This window comes from Streptomyces sp. NPDC087844, from assembly GCF_044742785.1.
In the GTDB taxonomy this organism is placed as follows: Bacteria; Actinomycetota; Actinomycetes; order Streptomycetales; family Streptomycetaceae; genus Streptomyces.
Window position 1 is genome coordinate 403,384 of the sequence record NZ_JBIUVD010000001.1, and the last position, 20,881, is coordinate 424,264.

At 70.0% G+C, this 20,881-nt stretch carries 17 protein-coding genes and 1 pseudogene; 8 read left to right on the forward strand and 10 right to left on the reverse strand.

The features are described from left to right. Positions 1 to 415 precede the first annotated feature (415 nt). From ACIOKD_RS01600 to ACIOKD_RS01610, 3 genes are all read right to left on the reverse strand, one after another. On the reverse strand, positions 416 to 1,525 hold the full coding sequence (locus ACIOKD_RS01600) for a rhamnogalacturonan acetylesterase (protein ID WP_402076669.1): 1,110 nt from the start codon (positions 1,523 to 1,525) through the stop codon (positions 416 to 418). Between the two features lie 178 nt (positions 1,526 to 1,703). Beyond that, positions 1,704 to 3,116 (reverse strand): RICIN domain-containing protein, encoded by a 1,413-nt coding sequence (locus ACIOKD_RS01605; protein ID WP_402076670.1) that lies wholly within the window; start codon positions 3,114 to 3,116, stop codon positions 1,704 to 1,706. 1 nt (position 3,117) lies between these two features. Continuing rightward, positions 3,118 to 4,311: a family 43 glycosylhydrolase gene (locus ACIOKD_RS01610; protein WP_402076671.1), complete on the reverse strand. Its 1,194-nt coding sequence runs from the start codon at positions 4,309 to 4,311 to the stop codon at positions 3,118 to 3,120. A 240-nt stretch (positions 4,312 to 4,551) separates the two neighbouring features. Here ACIOKD_RS01610 and ACIOKD_RS01615 point away from each other — a divergent pair, with 240 nt between their 5' ends. The 3 genes from ACIOKD_RS01615 (at position 4,552) to ACIOKD_RS01625 (ending at position 7,550) form a co-directional block, all read left to right on the forward strand. After that, on the forward strand, positions 4,552 to 5,340 hold the full coding sequence (locus ACIOKD_RS01615; RefSeq protein WP_402076672.1) for a maleylpyruvate isomerase family mycothiol-dependent enzyme: 789 nt from the start codon (positions 4,552 to 4,554) through the stop codon (positions 5,338 to 5,340). 183 nt (positions 5,341 to 5,523) lie between these two features. Next, complete coding sequence (mmuM, locus tag ACIOKD_RS01620; protein ID WP_402076673.1) at positions 5,524 to 6,483, forward strand: homocysteine S-methyltransferase; 960 nt, start codon at positions 5,524 to 5,526, stop codon at positions 6,481 to 6,483. A gap of 275 nt (positions 6,484 to 6,758) precedes the next feature. Then, positions 6,759 to 7,550, forward strand: a complete 792-nt coding sequence (locus ACIOKD_RS01625) for a carbon-nitrogen hydrolase family protein (RefSeq protein ID WP_402076674.1) — start codon at positions 6,759 to 6,761, stop codon at positions 7,548 to 7,550. Positions 7,551 to 7,752: 202 nt separating this feature from the next. Here ACIOKD_RS01625 and ACIOKD_RS01630 read toward each other — a convergent pair whose 3' ends face one another. After that, on the reverse strand, positions 7,753 to 7,896 hold the full coding sequence (locus ACIOKD_RS01630; protein WP_402076675.1) for a hypothetical protein: 144 nt from the start codon (positions 7,894 to 7,896) through the stop codon (positions 7,753 to 7,755). Positions 7,897 to 8,117: 221 nt separating this feature from the next. Here ACIOKD_RS01630 and ACIOKD_RS01635 point away from each other — a divergent pair, with 221 nt between their 5' ends. Continuing rightward, a complete protein-coding gene (locus ACIOKD_RS01635; RefSeq protein WP_402076676.1) occupies positions 8,118 to 10,982 on the forward strand; it encodes a PQQ-dependent sugar dehydrogenase in 2,865 nt (954 codons plus the stop codon). Between the two features lie 17 nt (positions 10,983 to 10,999). Then, complete coding sequence (locus ACIOKD_RS01640; RefSeq protein ID WP_402076677.1) at positions 11,000 to 12,784, forward strand: ThuA domain-containing protein; 1,785 nt, start codon at positions 11,000 to 11,002, stop codon at positions 12,782 to 12,784. Between the two features lie 125 nt (positions 12,785 to 12,909). Here ACIOKD_RS01640 and ACIOKD_RS01645 read toward each other — a convergent pair whose 3' ends face one another. Then, on the reverse strand, positions 12,910 to 13,176 hold the full coding sequence (locus ACIOKD_RS01645; protein WP_402076678.1) for a helix-turn-helix domain-containing protein: 267 nt from the start codon (positions 13,174 to 13,176) through the stop codon (positions 12,910 to 12,912). A 95-nt stretch (positions 13,177 to 13,271) separates the two neighbouring features. Here ACIOKD_RS01645 and map point away from each other — a divergent pair, with 95 nt between their 5' ends. After that, positions 13,272 to 14,090 (forward strand): type I methionyl aminopeptidase, encoded by an 819-nt coding sequence (map, locus tag ACIOKD_RS01650; RefSeq protein ID WP_402076679.1) that lies wholly within the window; start codon positions 13,272 to 13,274, stop codon positions 14,088 to 14,090. 38 nt (positions 14,091 to 14,128) lie between these two features. Here the strand turns inward: map and ACIOKD_RS01655 are convergent, their stop codons facing one another. Further along, complete coding sequence (locus tag ACIOKD_RS01655; RefSeq protein WP_402076680.1) at positions 14,129 to 14,629, reverse strand: carboxylesterase family protein; 501 nt, start codon at positions 14,627 to 14,629, stop codon at positions 14,129 to 14,131. Positions 14,630 to 14,735: 106 nt separating this feature from the next. After that, positions 14,736 to 15,452, reverse strand: coding sequence for a TetR/AcrR family transcriptional regulator C-terminal domain-containing protein (locus tag ACIOKD_RS01660; protein WP_402076681.1), 717 nt, complete (start codon positions 15,450 to 15,452; stop codon positions 14,736 to 14,738). A 176-nt stretch (positions 15,453 to 15,628) separates the two neighbouring features. Between ACIOKD_RS01660 and ACIOKD_RS01665 the strand changes: the two genes are divergently transcribed. Beyond that, on the forward strand, positions 15,629 to 17,257 hold the full coding sequence (locus tag ACIOKD_RS01665; RefSeq protein ID WP_402076682.1) for a CocE/NonD family hydrolase: 1,629 nt from the start codon (positions 15,629 to 15,631) through the stop codon (positions 17,255 to 17,257). 49 nt (positions 17,258 to 17,306) lie between these two features. On the opposite strand, the pseudogene ACIOKD_RS01670 reads toward ACIOKD_RS01665, so the two are convergent. Continuing rightward, positions 17,307 to 17,796: pseudogene (locus ACIOKD_RS01670) on the reverse strand (DUF4158 domain-containing protein); the annotation flags it as partial. A gap of 331 nt (positions 17,797 to 18,127) precedes the next feature. Between ACIOKD_RS01670 and ACIOKD_RS01675 the strand changes: the two are divergent. Then, positions 18,128 to 19,156 (forward strand): LacI family DNA-binding transcriptional regulator, encoded by a 1,029-nt coding sequence (locus ACIOKD_RS01675; RefSeq protein WP_402076683.1) that lies wholly within the window; start codon positions 18,128 to 18,130, stop codon positions 19,154 to 19,156. Between the two features lie 95 nt (positions 19,157 to 19,251). Here ACIOKD_RS01675 and ACIOKD_RS01680 read toward each other — a convergent pair whose 3' ends face one another. Both ACIOKD_RS01680 and ACIOKD_RS01685 read right to left on the reverse strand, forming a co-directional pair. Then, positions 19,252 to 19,944, reverse strand: a complete 693-nt coding sequence (locus ACIOKD_RS01680) for a ThuA domain-containing protein (RefSeq protein WP_402076684.1) — start codon at positions 19,942 to 19,944, stop codon at positions 19,252 to 19,254. A gap of 19 nt (positions 19,945 to 19,963) precedes the next feature. Continuing rightward, entirely contained in the window at positions 19,964 to 20,698 is a 735-nt protein-coding gene (locus ACIOKD_RS01685) for a MarR family transcriptional regulator (protein WP_402076685.1), read from the reverse strand. Positions 20,699 to 20,881 lie beyond the last annotated feature (183 nt).

A 20,881-nucleotide genomic window follows, 5' to 3' on the forward strand; every position in this document is an offset into this window, starting at 1 on the left:
AGGCGGTCCCGCGGCCGTCGGGTGGGGCGGCGGTTTCGCGGATCGGGGTCGTCGCGCTGGGGGCGATGCAGGCGCCGCCCAGGTGGGGCCCTGCCCGGGGTTGGCCCTATCTGGGGTAGGGCCCCGCCCGGGGGGTGGGTGCGATCAGTGGTCGCGGCTCTGCGGGCCGGTGAGGGCTGGTCGCGCAGTTCCCCGCGCCCCTGACGGAGCCCTGGCCGCACGAGGTCACAACGCCCGCGCCCCTGACGGAACCCGGCCCCGCCCAGTCGCAACCTCACCCCCTGACGGGGTACCTGCCGCACGTCGTCACAACAACCGCACCCCTGTCGGGGCCGGGCGTGTACATCCGTGGGGCGCCCCACGGATGTACACCTGAGACGCCCCGGTTCCGGTCGGGACGCCCCAGGCGTCCAGCTCACCTCACAAGGCGCTCGGGCACCAGGCCTTGAGCAAGGAGTTCGTCGCGGACGAGTTTCGCGTACGCCGTCGCGCCCCGCGTCGATGTGTGGGTGTTGTCGCGCTTCTCGTCGTAGAGGTACAACGCCTTGGAGCCCTCGACGCCCAGCGACTCCACCAGGGTCTTCGTCCTGGTTGTGAGGTCGATGAGGGGGACCTCGTGGGCCGCGGCGACCGAGCGGGTGACGGCCGGGTGGTCCACCCCGAGGCCGTTGACCAGCAGGGCTGTGCCGTTGTTCAGTGTGCCGTCGCTGTTGAACCAGCGACGGACGATGGGAGTGACCAGAACCGGACGTCCCCCCTCTTCCCGTACGCCTGCCACGAGCGTTTCGAGATTCGCGCGGTACGTCGGCTCGTCCGTCTGCTTGTCGTTGTGGGCCAGCTGGATGAGGACCAGGTCGCCCTTGCGGATGAGCGGCTGGACGGTCGCGAAGAGCCGCGGATTGGCGAGGTAGGTGACCGTACTCTCCCCGGAATCCGCGTAGTTGGCGACGGAGGCGCCCTTGCGGAGGTACTGGGGAAGCTGCTGGCCCCAGCCGGAGTAGGGCTCGCCGGGCTGGTCGCAGGCCGTGGAGTCGCCGACGAGGAAGATCTGCCGGGTGTGCCGTCCGCCGGCCGGGGTGACGCGGATGTCGGCGAGCGCGGGCGCCGAGCCACCGACGGCCAGGTCCAGTCCGGCGGTGCCGTCGGGGCCGGTGGGCTCACCCTCGGGAGTACGGACGTTCACGGTGAAGCCGCGGGTCACGGGCTCACCCGCCACGGTGGGCGTCTCGGCCAGCAGGGTGCGCCGGGTCTCACCGCTGATACCGGTGCTCGCCGCGGCCTCACCGCCGAGCCGCACCCGTACGTCGTAGGTGCCGGGCGGCACATCGAAGTGGCAGGCGCCGGCGGTGCAGTTCTCCAGCCCCATCCCCGGCTCCAGCCCCGGATCCGACCCCAGCCCCAACCCCAGCCCCAACCTTGGCCCCGAGCCGTCACCGGCGCCAGGGCTCTGCGCCAGGGCCGGGGTGGCGGACAGGGCCGAGGCGAGGGTCAGCCCGGCCAGCAGGGTGATCGTCGTGCGTCTCAACGCGACTCCTCCAACAGGTCCATCGGGTCCAGCGCTTGCGGCGAGGGTGCGGTTCGCGGAGTGGTGCGTGGGGTGGTTCGTGGCGGGCCCGTCCGGCATGTCGTGCACCGGACGGGCCCTGGCGACGGCTGGACCGTACCCCGAATGGCAAGCGCTTTCTAGAGGGCGGGAGCGGGTTTCACGTTCCCCTGGTCCACTGCTGGTTGGTCGCTCCGTTGCAGGTGTACGTGATGAGCGCGGCGGAGTCCGCGGTGGACGCGCCGTTCACGTCCAGGCACTCACCGGTGGCGCGGGACTTGATGTTCACATAGGAGCCGGTGGTGGTGAGCGACCACTGCTGGGCGGTCGCCGAACCGCTGCAGTTCTCCTGTGTGACAGTGTTCGCGTTCTCCTGCACGCACAGGGAACTGCCCCGCACGGCCAGCTGGTAGTAGCCGCTGCCGACCGACTTGAACCAGTACTTCTGGTTGGCGCCGCCGTTGCAGGCGTACTGCTTGATCTGGGCGCCGGCCCACAGCGACTGGCTGGTGACGTCGGCGCACCTGGAGGAGTGGCGGGCGATCAGTGAGTTGTACGTGGCACTCGTCCCGGTGACGGTCCCGGCGGCCGTGTCGACGGTGACCTCGGGCGACCAGGACATGGACATCGTGGTCGAGCTGGGGAAGCCCAACGGCAGCCAGACGTAACGGGAGTCGTTGACCGTACCGCCGAAGGAGTTGCCCCAGCGGTCGCCCATGTAGAGGTAGGAAGTACCCGAACTCCCCTGCACCGGCAGGACGAAGGCGGTCTGCGAGTTGTACGTCGTCGAGTCGCCGACGTTCGCCATCGCGGTCCAGGGGCCCGCGATCGAGGTCGCCGTGGCGTACTGCTGCTGGTTGGCGCTCCAGCCCGTCGCCCCCGAAGTCAGCATGAAGTAGACGCCGTTGCGCTTGAAGAGCGCGGGCGCCTCGCGGTGACCGCCGTGCCAGGGGTCGGCGACCAGACTGGCTATTCCGGTGTAGTCGGCGGTCAGCCGGTAGATCTGCAGGTCGTAGTTCTCGCGGGCTGCCGAGACCATGTACCCCGCGCCGTCCGTGTCGACGAACACCGTGATGTCACGGGACATGTGCGTGCCGAGCGGGCGGAAGCTGCCCTGCCAGGTGTAGTTGCCGTCGACCGTGTCCGACACGGCGACCGCCGCGCGGGCCTCGCCGTAGTCGACGCCGTTCTCCTTGTGCATCCACATCACGAACTTGCCGGTGGACGCGTTGTACATGACCTTGGGCCGCTCGATGTTCGCGGTCGCCAGCTCCGGGTCGCTCGCCTCGGTCAGGACGTGGTTGCGGAACTCCCAGTTCTTCAGGTCCGTGGAGCGGTAGGCGTCCACGTACCGGAAGGTGTTGTCGGAGTTCCGGTTCTCCCCGAACCAGTAGTAGTACGAGCCGACCTTGACGACTCCGCCGCCGTGGGCGTGCACCGGGCTGCCGTTGGTGTCGGTGAACTGCGTGCCGTTCACGACGGTCTGGGCGGCGGCCTGGGCCGGGCCCGCGGTGACGAGGGCGCCGGCGAGGGCCAGGCAGAGGGCGAGGAGTACGGCGTACAGGCGTCTCATCTCAGGCACGCTCCTTCGGGGGGATGGCGGTCGCGGGGTGGCCGTCGGTCGCGGACCGGGCGTCGGTGGCGGACCGGGCGTCGGGCACGGGGCGGTCGTCGGCCACGGGGATGCCGAAGTCGGGGGTGCCGTCGCGCTTCCAGCCGAGCCGCTGTACGCGGGTGTGCCGGTTGGGGTCGTTCAGCGGATCGCCGACGATCTCCTTGTACTGGCGGGCGTGGTACACGAGCACGTCGGTGCGGCCGTCCTCGGCAACCGTGAAGCAGTTGTGGCCGGGGCCGTACTGCTCGGTCGTGTCGTTGCTGGTGAAGACCGGGGTCGGCGACTTGGCCCAGTTCGCGGGGTCCATCAGGTCGCTGCGGGCGTCCGCCGTGAGCAGGCCCATGCAGTAGTTGAAGTCGGTGGCGCTCGCCGAGTACGTCATGAAGAGACGGCCGTTGCGCTTGATCACCGACGGGCCCTCGTTGACCCGGTAACCGACGCGTTCCCAGCCGAACTCAGGTGTGGTGAGCCGCACCTGAGGGCCCGTCAGTGTGATCGGGTCGGACATCTTCGAGAGCCAGACCGCGGTGTTGTTGTCCATGCCGGGCTCGTGCTGCGCCCAGGCGAGATAGCGGCTGCCACGGTGGGTGAAGGTCGTGGCGTCGAGGGAGAAGGTCTCCCAGGCAGTCCTCAGCTGACCTCGTTCGACCCAGGTCCCCTTGAAGGGGTCGGGGCCGGAGTTCTCCAGGACCCAGATGCGGATCGCCCAGATGTCCTCGGCGGGCGCCGAGGCGAAGTAGATGTACCACTTGCCGTCGATGTGGTGGATCTCGGGCGCCCAGATGTGAGCGCCCATGGCACCGCTCGGGTGCTTCGTCCACAGCACGGTCTCGGTGGCGGTCGCGAGCCCGCGGAGGGTGCGCGAGCGGCGCAGGATGATCCGGTCGTACTCCGGCGCGGTGGCCGTGAAGTAGTAGAAGCCGTCGGTGTGGCGGTGGATGTGCGGGTCGGCGCGGTTGCGGACGAGGGGGTTGCGGTACCGGGCGCCCACTGCGTCGGCGGGGGTGCCCGTCGGGTCCGCGGGGCGGCCCGTCGGGTCCGCGGCCTGGGCTTCGGCCATGCCGGGCACGGCGAGCAGGGCGCCTGCGGCCAGGGCGCCCTTCAGCGCCCGTCTGCGGCCCGGAGTCTCGGGCAGATCGTCGTCGCGGCTCATGCTGACTGCCTCTCGGGGTGGGGGGACACAAAAGCGAACAGAAATGTTCGGCATTTCGCACAACATCTGTCATCCCGAACGCCGAAAAGGTAAGGGCGTGTTACGAGGAGGTCAACGGATCGGGCGCGATCCGCCACTATCCGGCGCGATCCGGCGGCGATCCGAAAACCCTCTGCCGGAGTCGGCCTCGGATCCGGTGACGGCAACACCACTGTCAGTGGCGGGTGATAGGAAGCAGGAATGACCCAGACACCTTCCTTCGAAGACCTGCTGGCCCTGATCGAGGACCGCTCCGCCGCCCTGCGCGACAGCGTCGCCGGTTCTTTCGACCTTGATGTCCGCGTACCCAGCTGTCCCGACTGGTCGCTCCGTGAACTCGTCGAGCACGTGACCGAGGTGCACCGGTTCTGGGCGGCGGCGGTCGCGGCCGGCCCCAGCGAGAAGCCTCCGGCCGTGGCGCCGGTCATGACACAGGCCGTGACACAGGCCGCTGTGTCGGGCGATGACACGCTGTCGGCCGACCTCCTGGCGCGTTCGGCCGCGGCCACCGAGGAACTGATCGCCGCCCTGCGAGCCGCGGGTGCCGCGGTGGACTGCTGGACGTGGTGGGGTGACTCCGACGTCCCGACGAACAGCGGTGCCGTGGCGCGCCATCAGGTGCAGGAGGCCGCTGTCCACGCCTTCGACGCCCAGCTGGCGACGGGAACTCCCGTGCCCGTACCGGTGGTTGTGGCACTCGACGGCGTCGCCGAGTTCATCGGCGTCAGCCACGGCACCGCCGGTCCTTGGCCGCACGAGCCGACCCTGATCAGCCTGCACGCGGCTGAGGGCGAGTCATGGATGCTCGACATATCGGAGTCGGGGTCACACCTCGTCACCGACGGCCAACGCGGCGCGGACGCCGCCCTCCACGGCACCGCGAGCGGGCTGTTGCTCACCCTGCACGGCCGCCTCCCCCTGGACACCCTGCGAAGCGAGGGCGACCGCACCACCCTGGAGAACCTCCTGAACTGGCCGGACCTGAGTTGACCCCGAACGAGCACGGCTTCCGCATTCCACCCCACGCGGAGCCGGATGTGATCACAGAGCGCACCAAGGTGGCCGATGCGCTGTGCCGGGAACTATTGCGCGCCGGGCTCCACGCCTACCGGGGTGACGACGACGGCGGTCCGCGCGGCGAGCCCAGAGCCTAGGTGCGCGTAGCGTCGACGCATGACCAGCGACAGCTCTCCCGGGGCGGCCCACCCCCTCGCCCAAGTCCTCGCCACCGGCGCCGGCACCGTCGTTCTCGACGGCGGTCTGTCCAATCAGCTCCGGTCCGCCGGGCACGATCTGAGCGACGAGCTGTGGTCCGCGCGGCTGCTCGTGGAGCGACCGGAGGCGATCACCGAGGCGCACCTCGCCTACTTCGAGGCCGGCGCGAACGTCGCGATCACGTCCAGTTACCAGGCGACCTTCGAGGGCTTCGCCCGGCGCGGCATCTCCGGTGAGCGTGCGGCCGATTTCCTCGGGCTCAGTGTCGAACTCGCCCGGGAGGCGGCTCGGCAGGCCGGGGTGAAGGGCGCGCGCCGGCCGCTGTGGGTGGCGGCGTCGGTGGGTCCGTACGGGGCGATGCTCGCGGACGGCTCCGAGTACCGGGGGCGGTACGGGCTGAGCGTGGCGGAGCTGGAGCGCTTCCACCGGCCCCGTGTGGAGGTACTGGCCGATGCTCGCCCTGATGTCCTGGCCCTGGAAACCGTGCCGGACGTCGACGAGGCGCGGGCGCTGCTGCGGGCGGTGCGCGGACTCGGCGTACCGGCGTGGCTGTCGTACAGCGTCGCCGGTGAGCGGACGCGGGCCGGGCAGCCGCTGGAGGAGGCTTTCGCGGTGGCCGCCGACGCCGACGAGGTGATCGCGGTCGGTGTCAACTGCTGCGCTCCCGAGGACGTGGACACCGCCGTGGCGACCGCCGTGCGGGTCACGGGCAAGCCGGTCGTCGTCTATCCGAACAGCGGGGAGACCTGGGACGCGGGGGCGCGTACCTGGCGGGGGCACTCCACCTTCGCGCCGGAGCAGGTGGTCCGCTGGGAGCGTGCCGGGGCGCGATTGATCGGGGGGTGCTGTCGGGTGGGGCCGGAGGCGGTTTCGCGGATCGCTGCCGCGGTGGGGGCGGTGTGGGCGCCGCCCCGGTAGGGCCCCGCCCGGGGTTTGGCCCCACCTGGGGTAGGGCTCCACCTGGGGTAGGGCTCCGCCCGGGGTGGGTGCGATTCGGTGGTCGCGGCTCTGCGGGCCGGTGAGGGCTGGTCGCGCAGTTCCCCGCGCCCCTCGCGGGCCCTGGCCGCACGAACTCACAGCCCCGCACCCCAGCCGGCCGCGGCACGAACCATTACCGAAGGCGTTGGTTCGGCCGCTGGGTAGTGCAGCCGACTCGCCCTCGGGTGTCCGAGCTGTGCAGCACAATGAGTCGCATGACAAAACTTCGTATCGCGCTCGCCAACCTCGAAATTCCCGAGAATCCAGAAGACTCCGTGGTGCGAGCCGAGCGCGCGGTCAGAGCCGCCGCCGCTGCCGACGCGCATATCGTGTGCTTTCCGGAAGCGTACATACCGGGCTACCCATGGCCGCCGCAATCGCGTAAGGCCGTGAGCGCCACCTTCCTGGAAGCCGCGCACGAGCGCATCGCCCAGGCCGCGCGGGAGAGTCACATCCACGTGGTGCTCGGTACGGAGCGGTACGTTTCCGACAAGCCACGTCTGACCACGCTCGTGCTTCGGCCCGACGGCGGTCGAGCGGGTTATCAGGACAAGGTGCAGCTCGCCCCGGAAGAAGATGCCATCTACGAGGCGGGCAGCGATCGCCGCATATTCGAAGTCGACGGCTTCCGCTTCGGCATCGTGATTTGCCACGAGGGCTTTCGCTATCCGGAGACCGTACGCTGGGCTGTTCACAACGGCGCCCAGCTGGTGTTCCACCCGCACTACAGCGAAGCAGAACCCGGCGCGTTCCAGCCGACTGAATTCGCCGACCCGAAAAACTCCTTCCACGAGAAGGCATTCCTATGCCGCGCCGCCGAGAATAATTGCTACATCGCGGCCGTCAACTGCGCGAGCCCGGGGTCGCCCACGACATCCGCCGTAGTGCGGCCGGACGGCACGCTGCTCAGCCATCAGCCTTACGGAAAGCCCGGCCTGTTGATCTGCGACATCGATCCCACCGAGGCCACGCCCCTGCTCGCGCAACGCCTGAAAACCTCTTCCTGAGGCCTGAAGACTTGTTCCTGAGTTGTCGAGCATGCAGTGGGAGGTGGGTACGGCAGGCGGTGCGGTGCGGTGCCGGCCGTCCACGGGCGGGGCGAAGTCATCGGTCTGGCCGGGCGGTCCAGTGCCGAACTGACCGCACCGCTCGCACAGGTGTGGGGCCGGGCCGGCTTCCCACTGCGCACGGCGCTTGAGGCTTTTGCCGTCAGTCGCCGCTCTGCGGCAGCAGTGAGACGATGTCGCCGCCGTTCAGGACGACCAGCACGTCCTCATAGAGCATGAGTTCGAGTGTGACCGCGAGGCCGTCGCCCGGGTTGTCGGGGCCACGCCCCTCCCGAAGCGCCCCCACCCGAAGCGCCGACCGGCGTGAGCCACTTTGTCCTCGGTGGGGAAAAAGTGTCGGGAACTTCTGCTCGATGGGTTACGGCGTTCGACAAAGCTCGCTAACTTCCTTGAAATGAACCGGTCATAGAGCTGCGACCGGTCACGACGGCGCGACGGCGCGCGCCTGTGCACCGCTTGGCAGTCCGTGAGGACTGCCGTCATCCCACCCCACTTTGGGAGACCTCTGTGCGCACGAAACCGCTCGGACACAGACGTGTCCGTCATCTGCTGACCGCCGTGGCCTGTGCCGTCGGCTGTCTGCTGCCCATCTCCCCGGCCGCCGCGCACCCCGCGGATCCCGCCGGCGAACGCAAGGTGGCCGAACCGAAGGCGGCGGCCGTCGAGTTCCAGCAGGTCACGCTCGCCAAGGGCGTGGCCGAGACGGGTGAGCCCATGACCCTGGCGGTGCTGCCGGACCGCTCGGTCCTGCACACCTCCCGGGACGGCACGCTCCGGCTGACGAACGCGGCGGGGACCACTTCCGTCGCGGGCAAGCTGGACGTCTACAGCCATGACGAGGAAGGGCTGCAGGGCGTCGCCGTGGACCCGGGCTTCGCTTCCAACCGGCAGATCTTCCTGTACTACGCGCCCAAGCTCAGCACGCCGGCCGGTGACGCCCCCTCCGACGGCAGCGCCGCCGACTTCGCCCCCTTCGACGGGGTCAACCGGCTGTCCCGGTTCGTCCTGAAGAGCGACGGCACTCTCGATCCGGCCAGCGAGAAGAAGATCCTCGACGTACCGGCCTCCCGCGGTCTCTGCTGCCACGTGGGCGGCGACATCGACTTCGACGCGGCCGGAAACCTGTACCTGTCCACCGGCGACGACACCAACCCGTTCGCCTCGGACAGCTACACCCCCATCGACGAGCGCGCCACCCGCAACCCCGCCTTCGACGCCCAGCGTTCCTCGGCCAACACCAACGACCTGCGCGGCAAGGTTTTGCGGATCAAGGTCAGCGCGGACGGTTCGTACGCGATACCGAGCGGCAACCTCTTCCCGTCCGGCACCGCGAAAACCCGTCCCGAGATCTACGCGATGGGCTTCCGCAACCCCTTCCGGATGAGCGTCGACAAGGCCACCGGCATCGTCTACCTCGGTGACTACGGCCCCGACGCCGGCACCGCCAGCCCCACCCGCGGGCCCGGCGGGCAGGTGGAGTTCAACCGGATCACCAAAGCCGGCAACTTCGGCTGGCCGTACTGCACCGGCAAGAACGACGCCTACATCGACTACAACTTCGCCACCGGCACCTCCGGGTCCGCCTTCAACTGCGCGGCACCCACGAACAATTCGCCGAACAACACCGGCCTCACCAGTCTGCCTCCGGTCCAGCCCGCCTGGATCCCCTACGACGGCGCGTCCGTCCCGGAGTTCGGCAACGGCTCCGAGTCCCCGATGGGCGGCCCGGTCTACCGTTACGACGCCGACTCCACCTCCGAGGTGAAGTTCCCGCAGGAGTACGACGGCGACTTCTTCGCCGGTGAGTTCGGCCGCCGCTGGATCAAGCGCATCGAGTCCAGCGGCGACGGCACCGTGCAGTCGATCAACTCCGTCCCCTGGACCGGCACCCAGGTGATGGACATGGCCTTCGGCCCCGACGGCGCCCTGTACGTCCTCGACTACGGCACCGGTTACTTCAACGGCGACGCGAACTCCGCGCTGTACCGCATCGACCATGTCACCGGCGGGCTCGCCCCCTCCGCGCAGGCGAAGGCGAACGTCACCTCGGGCAAGGCGCCGCTGGCCGTCACGTTCTCCTCGGCCGGCAGCACCGACCCGGACGGCGACACCCTCGACTACGCCTGGAACTTCGGCGACGGCTCCACCTCGACCGCCGCCAACCCCTCCCACACCTACGCGACCAACGGCCAGTACACGGCCACGCTGACGGTCACGGACAGCACCGGCAAGTCCGGCAGTGCCTCCGTGCAGATCACGGTGGGGAACACCGCGCCCACGGTGAAGCTCGACCTGCCCCTGGACGGCGGCATCCATGACTTCGGCGACGCCATCCCGTTCAAGGTGACGGTGACCGACCCCGAGGACGGCACGATCGACTGCTCCAAGGTGAAGGTCACCTTCATCGTCGGACACGACAGCCACGGCCATCCGCAGACCTCGACCACCGGTTGCACCGGGACGCTGCAGACCCTGGCGGACGGCGAGCACGATCCCAACGCCAACATCTTCGGCGTGCTGGACGCCGAGTACACCGACAAGGGCGCCGGCGGCCAGCCCGCGCTGACCGCGCACGACCAGCACGTCGTCCAGCCCAGCCACCGGCAGGGCGAGCACTACGGCGACTCCGCGGGCGTCGACGTCATCTCCCACGGCCCGGCCCACGGCGGGAAGACCGTCGGCAACATCGAGAACAACGACTGGATCTCCTTCGAGCCGTACGCCCTCGGCAACGCGACGCGGTTCACCGCCCGGGTCTCCTCGGCGGGCGCGGGCGGCACCATCGAGGTCCGCGCCGGTTCCACGACCGGCACCCTGCTCGGCACGGCGACCGTGCCGGTGACCGGCGGCTGGGAGACCTTCCAGGACGTGACGGCCGCACTGAGCAACCAGCCCACCGGCTCCACCTCCCTCCACCTCGTCTTCAAGGGCGGCAGCGGCGCGCTCTTCGACGTGGACGAGTTCTCCTTCACCACCTCCGGCGGCGCGACCCGCACGGGTGAGGTGAAGGGCGTGAACGGCAAGTGCCTGGACATCGACAACGCCCAGACCGCCGACGGCACCAAGGTCCAGATCTGGACCTGCAACGGATCCACCGCCCAGAAGTGGACCACCGGGAGCGACAGCACGCTGAAGGCGCTCGGCAAGTGTCTGGACATCTCCGGCGGAGCCACCGCCGACGGCACGAAGGTCCAGCTGTGGACCTGTAACGGTTCGGGCGCCCAGACCTGGGCCGCCCAGCCCGACGGCACCGTCCGCAACCCGCAGTCCGGCAAATGCCTCGACGCGTCGGGCGGTACCTGGAACGACGGAACGGCCGTCCACCTGTGGACCTGCCACACCGACGCCAACCAGAAATGGACCCTGCCGTAGGAGGGAGGAGACCGACCATGCGTATCTCTGTGCACACCCCACTACAAACCTGCCTGAAAGCCGCCCTCGGCTTGTTCGTCGGCGCCGCGCTCTGTCTGACCCCGCAGGCAGCCGCGCTGCCCGGAGCGGTGAGCCCGTCCGTCACCGCTGAAGCACGGCCCCTCGCGGCGGCCGACCCCGCGTACAAGATCCTCGTCTTCTCCAGGACGGCGGGCTTCCGCCACGACTCGATCGACGAGGGCATCGCGGCCCTGCGCGCCCTCGGCGGCGCGAACAACTTCACCGTGGACGCGACCGAGGACTCGGGCACCTTCACGACCGGCAACCTCGCCCAGTACAAGAGCGTCGTCTTCCTGTCGACGACGGGTGACGTGCTGAACGCCGCCCAGCAGACGGCCTTCGAGGGTTACGTCCAGGGCGGCGGCGGTTACGTCGGCATCCACGCCGCCGCCGACACCGAGTACGACTGGCCCTTCTACGAGGGTCTGGCCGGCGCGCTCTTCCACTCGCATCCGGCGATCCAGTCCGCCACGGTCAAGGTGGAGGACCGGGCGCACGACGCCACCGCCCACCTGGGCAGCACCTGGCAGCGCACGGACGAGTGGTACAACTACCGCACCAACCCCCGTACCACCGCCCATGTCCTGGCCTCGCTCGACGAGTCCAGCTACTCGGGCGGGAACATGTCCGGCGACCATCCGATCGCCTGGTGCAAGGACTACCAGGGCGGCCGGGCCTTCTACACGGGCGGCGGGCACACCGACGAGTCGTACGCCGATCCCGGCTTCCGGCGCCACCTCCTCGGCGGTGTCCGCTGGGCCGCCGGGATGACCGACGCGGACTGCCGCCCGGAGACCGGCTACACGTCCCTGTTCGACGGCTCGTCCACCACCGGCTGGAAGCAGGCCGGGCCGGGGCAGTTCGCTCTCGCGGACGGCACCCTCACCTCCGTGGGCGGGATGGGGCTGTTCTGGCACAACGCCCAGGAGCTGACCGGTGACTACTCCCTCAAGCTGGACTGGCGGATGGCCGGCGACGACAACTCCGGTGTCTTCATCGGCTTCCCGGCCTCCGACGACCCGTGGACGGCGGTGGACAACGGTTACGAGATCCAGATCGACGCCACCGACGCCGTCGACCGCACCACGGGCTCCGTCTACGGCTTCAAGTCCGCCGACGTCGCCGCACGGGACGCCGCGCTGAATCCGCCGGGCGAGTGGAACACCTACGAACTCCGGGTCACCGGAGAGCGGTTGGAGATCTTCCTCAACGGCCGCAAGATCAACGACTTCACCAACACCGACCCCGCACGGAGTCTGCGACAGGGGCACATCGGCATCCAGAACCACGGTGACGGCGACGACGTGTCCTTCCGCGACATCCGCGTCAAGCGCGACGGAGGCGGGCAGGACCCCGGACCCCGTACGGGTGAGGTGAAGGGCGTGAACGGCAAGTGCCTGGACATCGACAACGCCCAGACCGCCGACGGCACCAAGGTCCAGATCTGGACCTGCAACGGATCCACCGCCCAGAAGTGGACCACCGGAGCCGACGGCACACTGAAGGCGCTCGGCAAGTGCCTGGACGTGAGCGGCGGAGCCGGCGCCGACGGCACCAGGATCCAGCTGTGGACCTGCAACGGCTCGGGCGCCCAGACCTGGGCCACCCAGTCCGACGGCACGGTACGCAACCCGCAGTCCGGCAAATGCCTCGACGCGTCCGGCGGCACGTGGAACGACGGAACAGCCGTCCACCTGTGGACCTGCCACACCGACGCCAACCAGAAATGGACCCTGCCCTGATCGGACCCGGCTCGACTTGACCTGGCACACCTACAGCCTTCGCCCCGCTCACGGTTGTGAGCGGGGCGAAGGCGCACCGAAGAGTCACAGAGACGGTTGCAGAGACAGTTACAGAGACGAGGAGATCAGGAAGCCGCGCTCAGGGCGGGATCGGTGCGCCAGATGCTGGCCAGCTCCGGCAGGGGTACGCCGAGTACCTCGCTGAGCCGGACGATGGTGCCGAACGCGGGCGTCGGCATGCGGCCGGTCTCGATCTTGCGGAGGGTCTCCGGCGAGATCTCCGCCGCCGCGGCCACTTCGACGGGGCTGCGTCCGGCGCGGGCGGAGCGCAACGCGACCCCGAGACGTCGGCCCGCCTCGATCTGTTCGGGGGCGAGCGGATGGCGGACCATCCGCACATGCTAGAGGCGCCGGTGTCCGGCGGGCAACCACTCCGCCCTCTGGTATAAATATACCGGTCGGCCGCCCAGGGGAATCGAGGAACGCAGTGATCGAGCACAAATCCGCCGCAGACATCGAGCGTATGCACGTCACCGGACAGTTCCTCGGTCAGGTGCTGGGCGAGCTCGGTGACCTCGCGGCGGTAGGGGTCAACCTGCTGGATCTGGAGCATCACGCCCGCCGCCGGATCAAGGAGCGCGGCGCGGAGTCCTGCTACTGGGACTACGAGCCCTCCTTCGGCAAGGGCCCGTTCCGCAACGTGGTGTGCCTCTCCGTCAACGACGCCGTGCTGCACGGGCTGCCGCACAGCTACACGCTGCGCGACGGGGATCTGCTGACCATGGACATGGCCGTGACCGTCGACGGCTGGGCCGCGGACTCGGCCCTCTCCGTCGTCGTCGGCACCCCGGCCGCGGAGGACCTGAGGCTGATCGAGGCCACCGAGGTCGCCCTGGAGGCCGCGATCGAGGTCGCCCGGCCGGGCAACAGGCTCGGGGACATCTCGGCGGCCATCGGCTCGGTCGCCGCCGAGTACGGCTACCCGGTCAACCTCGAATTCGGCGGTCACGGCATCGGCCGCACCATGCACGAGGAGCTGCACATCCCCAATGACGGGCGTCCCGGCCGCGGCTGGAAGCTGCGCCCCGGTCTGACGATCGCGATCGAGCCCTGGTTCGCCGCCGGCACCGACAAGATCGTGTACGACCCCGACGGCTGGACCATCCGCTCGGCCGACGGCTCGCGCACCGCTCATTCCGAGCACACGGTCGCCATCACCGAGAGCGGCCCGCTCGTCCTGACCCGGCGCCCGCCGAGCACCAGGAGCCGGGAGTCGCAGCGGAACCCGGCGGCGACCGAACGCTGACGCGGCACCTGCCCCGGCCCGAGCGAGGTGGGTCGCCGTCAGGCCCTCCGCACTCCACCCCGCCCGCGAAGCCGTCGCATCGCGGTTCTGGGCGTTACGCCCGGCTCGGACGACACCGGGTCGCGCTCGGCCCCGGTGGGGACCGGGGACCCGGTCTCCCACAGGGCCATCTCCCGGTCCCGAGGCCCCCGTTCGACCTCGGGCCCGCCCGCCCCGAAGACCCGTACAGGATGGGTGTCGTCCCAGGCGGGCCGGCCCGGGTCACCCATGACGGCGAACCGTACCCACGCCGAGTGCATCTCGTCGGCGAGGGACCGCGGCGCCCCCGGGCCCGCGAGCTTCGCCGTCTCGGGTACGTCGGTCGTGTCGAAGACGAAGCCCGGTTCCAGGGCGTGGCAGGCGCCGAGACCGGGTACGTTCGACGGCCAGGCGAACTCGTAGACGTGCGAGCGCGCCCGGTGGGCGTCGGCGAGCCGGTGCAGCGGCACGCGGAGGAGGAAGTCGGTGACCAGCTGCCCCACCAGATCGGCGGTGCTCACCCCGGGACGGGCCGGCCGGTAGCCGCGCGGCACCCGGGGACCGCAGCGGCAGCGGACCCTCGCCGCCGCCAGGGCGACCGGGCGGGCACGGTGCGGCGGAGCGGGATCAGTCGGTGTCCAGGCCGTCGATCAGGCGGTTGAGGAACCGGGTGAAGGTGGCTTCGGGCGTGAGGGGGCGTCCGGGGGCGGCGAGGGCCTCGGCGAGTTCGGGGTGACGGCCGTCCGCGGCGACAGCGGCGAGGTAGCGAGCTTCGGCTGCGGCTCGGTCGGGGGACTGCAAGGCTGCGCCCCCCGCAACCTCATGGGCGACGCATCCGGCCACGAATGCGGTGAGTTGGGCGAAGACCTCCAGTTTCGCCGCACCGTCCAGCCCGGTGGGCCGCAGGGCGGCAAGCGCGCGTTCCAGGAAGGCCAGGGTGTTGGGGCCGGGGATGCGGCGGCCGGCCAGAGCGGCGGGCAGCCAGGGGTGTCGCAGCATGTGGGCGCGCTGGAGGTGGGCGATGGCTTTCAACTCGGCACGCCAGTCGCCGGTGGGCGTGTTCGCGGTCGGCAGTTCGCCGCTGACGTGGTCGACCATCAGTTCCAGCAGCGTCTCCTTGTCGGGGGCGTAGCTGTACAGCGACATGGCACCGGCTCCGACCTCTGCGGCGACGTTCCGCATGGTGACCGCTTCGAGCCCCTCCGCGTCCGCCAGGGCGACGGCTACCGCCGCGATCGCCTCTCGGCTGTAGGAGGGCTTGCGGCCCCTACGGGGCTGGGCGGAGCTCAGCCAGAGCTGCTCAGGGTCGACGCCCGGGGTGCCGGCCTTCCTTGCACGTGGCATGGTCCACGCTCCCTCCGTTGACCGAGGTGGCCCTTGCGGGTCGCATCCAAGCATGGTCTATTCTCGTACATCGTACGGATAAAGAGGAGGGGACGATGGCAGCACGCACGCACGGTCCTGCGGCGAGGCCGACCTGGGCACCACCTTCCGGTAGGCCGCCACTGGCCTCACGGATCATGAGGGCGACATGGCGCGGCCTCCCGGCCAAGCGGCACGATGCCGGGTGGGAGCCGGGACTGCTGGCGCCGGCGGCCGACGGCAGCCCGCTGATCACGGACCACTACTTCCCACGCGCCGAGGGCGACTTCCCCACCCTCTTGGTGCGCTCGCCGTACGGCAGGGGCCTGCCGTGGTCTCCCATGTACGGCGTGCTCTTCGCCGAACAGGGCTTCCACGTGGTGTTGCAGAGCTGCCGCGGCACCGGTGGTTCCGGCGGCGAGTTCGACCTGTGGCGCAACGAGGCCGCCGACGGCCAGGCCACAGTGTCCTGGCTGCGCGAGCAACCCTGGTTCAACGGAACAATGGGGACCGTCGGCCCCAGCTACCTGGGATACGTGCAGTGGGCCCTCGCCGTGGACCCGCCACCGGAGCTGAAGGCGATGGTGGTGCAGGTGGGGCTGCATGATCCTCACGCCCTGTTCCACGCACATGGTGCGCTCCGCCTGGAGAACGCTCTCGCCGTCGGCGTCGGTATGACGTACCAGCACCAGGGGATGGCACCGTTCGTGAAGGCGACTCTGCGTCTGCAGCGGCGCCTGCGTGATGTCACCACCGCGCAGCCGCTGCGCGGGGCGCACGCGTCCGCCCTCGGGGGCGATGTGCCCTGGCTGGACGGTGTGATGTCGCACCCGGATGCCGAGGACGCGTACTGGCGCGGTGCGTCGTTGGCAGCGGCGGCGGAGCGGCTGACGGTGCCGACCAGTTTGATCACCGGATGGCATGATGTGCTGGGCGACCAGACTTTCGAGCAGTACCGCCGACTACGTGAGGCCGGGTGCGAGACCGCCTTGCTCGTCGGCCCCTGGACCCACACATCCGCGCTGCAGCAGGGGTGGCCCGAGGTGTTCGCCGAGAGCCTCGCCTGGCTCCGCGCCCACCTGTACGCCGATCCCTCTGGCCTCCGTCCCACAAGGGTGCGCGTGCACGTCGGCGGCGAAGACGATTGGCGGGACATCGACGACTGGCCGCCGGCCACGGTCGTCGGCCCGTGGTTTCCCACCGGACAGAAGCACCTCACCCAGCAGGCTCCTACGGAATCCGCACCACTGATGTCGTTCCGCTACGACCCGAGCGACCCCACCCCCTCTCTCGGCGGCCCGCTGCTCTCCCGTACGGCCGGTCCTCGCGACAACAGCACCCTGGAGATCCGGGACGACGTACTGACCTTCACCGGCCCCGCGCTGACCGAGCCCATGGACATCCTCGGCCCGGTCTCCGCACGGCTGAGCATCTCCACGGACACCGGCCACGCCGACGTCTTCACCCGCCTGTGCGACGTGGACACACAAGGCCGCTCCGTCAACATCTGCGACGGGCTCGGCCGACTACGGACGGACGGGCAGGAGCCGTCGCAGATCACCGTGCCGATGAGCTCCACCGCCCACCGCTTCGCCGTCGGTCACCGCATACGCTGGCAGATCAGCGGAGGCGCCCACCCGCGCTACGCCCGCAATCCTGGCACCGGGAAGTCGCCGGTGGACGCCACCACCTTCACACCGGTGCGCATCACGCTCCATGCGGAATCAGCGCTGATGCTTGCGACACTTGCCCACAGTTCCGGGCTCAGCCCCACGGGGAACAACTGACAAGCCGAACCCAACGGTTGACCGATCAGCCCAGGGCCTCGTCGTCGGTGTACAACCGACGCTCGGCGACCGTGCGGGCCTCCGACACCTGCCGGGCCGGCACCGACACCCCGGGCAGCAGCACCCGGTTCTTGCGCAGCCACGTCACCGAGTGGTTGAACAGCGCCACCGGCCCCTCGGCGTGTGTACACGCCCGCCCGTACAGGAAGCCGCGGAACTCCCGGCCCCACCGCCGGTCGGTGAAGTCCCGGTACTTGAACCGCTCCTGCGATCTGGTCCGCGTGCTCGTACACCGTCGACCGGCGCTCCGGATACCGCTTCACACACGAGGCGTCCGCGATGCCGAGCTGCCCGGCCAGGTACTCCACGGCCTCCCACGGCACCGAGAGCGGCTCCTCGCCCAGGAACCGGCCGACGTAGCGGACCGTGCAGATCTGCACCGCCATCCCCAGCCGGTGCGCGTCCGTACGACGTCGCCCGAATAGATCGCGGTCGTCACCGTCGAGGAAGAAAAACCGCTCCAGCTCCGGGCGCGTGGGAACCGCGCTTCCACCGCATCACGGTCACCGCATCTCGGGCACCGCATCACAGAACCCCTCTGTTCCGCAGCCCCGGGGTGCCGATGTCGGACGTGCCGTCCGCCCCGAACCGCTCACCGAACCGCTCAGGAAGCTGCTCCTGTAACCCCTCAGCGAGCCGAACACGACCAGTATGTCCGGCATTTCGAGACTTTCGGCTCCGTGGAATTCCACCTAGCACCCGCTCTTCCACGGCGAGTTCACACGGCCTTACTGTAGGGACCACGGTAGGAAGCGCTTTCTATCCGAAACTTTCGCGGGCCCTCGGGACGGGGCCGGAGAGGTGGGCTCCATGGTGCGTACCGGGAGCGTGGCGGGACCGACCCTCGCGGTCGTCGCCCGCGAGGCAGGGGTGTCCGTACCCACGGCCTCGAAGGTGGTCAACGGCCGTGAGGACGTGGCACCGGAGACCCGCCGCCGGGTCACGGAGGCACTCGACCGGCTCGGCTACGTGCGCAGACCCCGGTTCGACGCGGCGAAGTCGCCGGGTCTGGTCGACCTCGTCGTGCACTCGCTGGAGAGCCCCTGGGCCGGCGCGATCCTGCACGGGGTCGAGGAGGCGGCGCAGGACGCGGGTCTTGAGGTGGTGGTCTCGGCGGGGCTGACGCGGACCAGGGTCGACCGTCCGGAGCGTGGCTGGCTGGACAAGCTCGCCACTCGGGGCTCGTCCGGGGTGCTGTTCAACCTCGCCGAACTGAGCGTGTCCCAGTACGCCTGGCTGGAGCAGCACCGCATTCCGTTCGTGCTGATCGACCCGGCGCTCGAACCGCCGTCGGGTGTCGTCTCGGTCGGTGGGGCCAACTGGCACGGCGGGGTGCTCGCCACCGAGCATCTGCTCTCGCTCGGTCACGAACGGGTCGCCGTCATCGCGGGTCACCGCCGCAGGACGTGCAGCGGCGCGCGCGTCGCGGGGTACCGCTCGGCGCTCGCGGCGGCGGGGGTGCGGCATCGGTCCGAGTACCTGCGGTACGGCGGTTTCGACGAGGGCTCCGCGCATCGCAGGATGCTGGAGCTGCTCGATCTGCCGGAGCCGCCCACGGCCGTCTTCGTCTGCTCGGACCGGATGGCGCTCGGTGCGTACCGTGCCCTCGCGGAGCGGGGGTTGTCCGTGCCGGACGATGTCAGTGTGGTGGGGTTCGACGACCTGCCCGAGGCGCGGTGGGCTTCGCCCGCCTTGACCACTGTCCGGCAGCCGCTTTCCGAGATGGCGGCGGTCGCGCTGCGCTTGCTGGTGCGGATGATGGCCGGGGAGCAGCCGGAGGGGACTCGGACCGAGTTGTCGACGCGGTTGGTTGCGCGGGCGAGCACGGCGGCGCGGTGAGGTGAGCGGGGCGGGGGCCTCGTCGTACGGGATGTGCGGGTCCGTCGTGGCCGGCCGCGCCGTTCCCCGCGCCCCTTGCAGGCCCCCGCCAACCGTCAGAAGGCGGCTGCCCAGGTGATTCCGCCCAGTAGGTGGGTGCGGAAGGCTTCGTCCTCGTAAGCCTCCGGGGCGTGGCCCAGGGCCGTGTAGAAGACTCGGCCCGCGCCCTGGTCGCGACACCAGGCGAGGGGGTGGTCGCTGCCCATTCCGCCTCCGTCGTACGAGGTCTCGTCGGCGGAGAGGAGTACGCGTACCGCACCCCGGGGGCTGGTCCGGAAGTCGTACCACTCGTCCGTGAACTCCCAGGCGGCGGGCAGATGCCGGGTCGCCGGATGATCGTGGTCCTCCACCACGGCCCGGCCCGGCTGGTGGTCGGGGTGCCGGGCGAAACGGGCGCCCAGCAACTCGCCGTAGTAGGGCCAGCCGTACTCCGTGCAGGCCGCCGCGTGCACCCCGACGAAGCCGCCGCCCGCCTCGACGTACGCGGCCAGGTGCTCCCGGCCCGCGGGTGTCAGGACGTCACCGCTGGTGGAGAGGAAGACGACGGCCGCGTACGGGCCCACGGGGGCGTCGAAGAAGCCTGGGTCCTCCGTCGCGTGGACGGTGAAGCCGTGCGCGGCCCCCAGTGACCGTACGGCGGCCGTGCCGTCGGGTATCGAGTCGTGGCGGTAGTCCGTGGTGCGGGTGTAGACGAGGACTCGGGGGCGGGAGGGGGGAAGGGCACTCGGCTTCGGGTGCTGTGCTGCCATGAGGGCGGGCTCCAGTTCTCTACTGCGTGGGTCCGGCGGGCGGTTCGGGCTTCGCGTAGAGGACCTCACGTGCCTGTTCCGCGGCACGGGTCATGCCCTCGCCGACGAAGTCGACGAAGCGGGCGATGCCTTCGAGGCGGGCGGCGGCCGGGGAGTCGGGGCCGAGGACGTTGACGCCCTGCCGTGCGGTCTCGGCGAGCTGGGCGTGGGACTTGGCGGCGGCGATCATCCCGTCGTACCAGACGTCGTTGTCGACGACATAGCGCTCACGGCGGCGTTCGTCCCGCTCCCGCCGGATGAGGCCCTGGCTTTCCAGGAGTGTGACCGCTTTGGAGATGGACGCGGGGCTGACCTGGAGGTGCTGGACCAGTTCGGACGCGGTGAGGCTGCCCTCGTCGGTGGTGTAGAGGTGCGCCAGCACCCGGGACGTCATCTTGGGCAGACCCGACTGCATCATGAGGGTGGTGAACACCTCCACGTACTCGCGTACGGCCTCGGCGTCACGGCCGTGGGCCTGCGGAGGCGCTTCCCGCCCTTTGGGCGCTGCCTCCCTGCGCCGGTGTGCGCGGTGTTCGGTGGCCCGGTGGGCCAGGTCGGCGCGGTAGGCGAGAGGGCCGCCGTTGCGCATGACCTCGCGAGTGATCGTCGAGGTCGGGCGGTCGAGACGTCTGGCGATCTCCGCGTACGCGAGGTCGTCGGCCAGCCCCAGCGCGATCTGCTGGCGTTCCTGCTGGGTGAGCCTGCCTCCCGGCATCGCGGTCTCCTTCGTGGTCCTCGGTCGTGCCTGGCGCCTTGAGCATAGCGTTCACTCCAGGCACATTGCAACGAACACCACCCCTGTCGTTGCGTTAAGTCCTCACCGACCGCAACGATATATCGGCCCTGACCTGCGCTTAAGATATCTGTGCGCAACAGCATCGTTGCCGTAATCATGAAC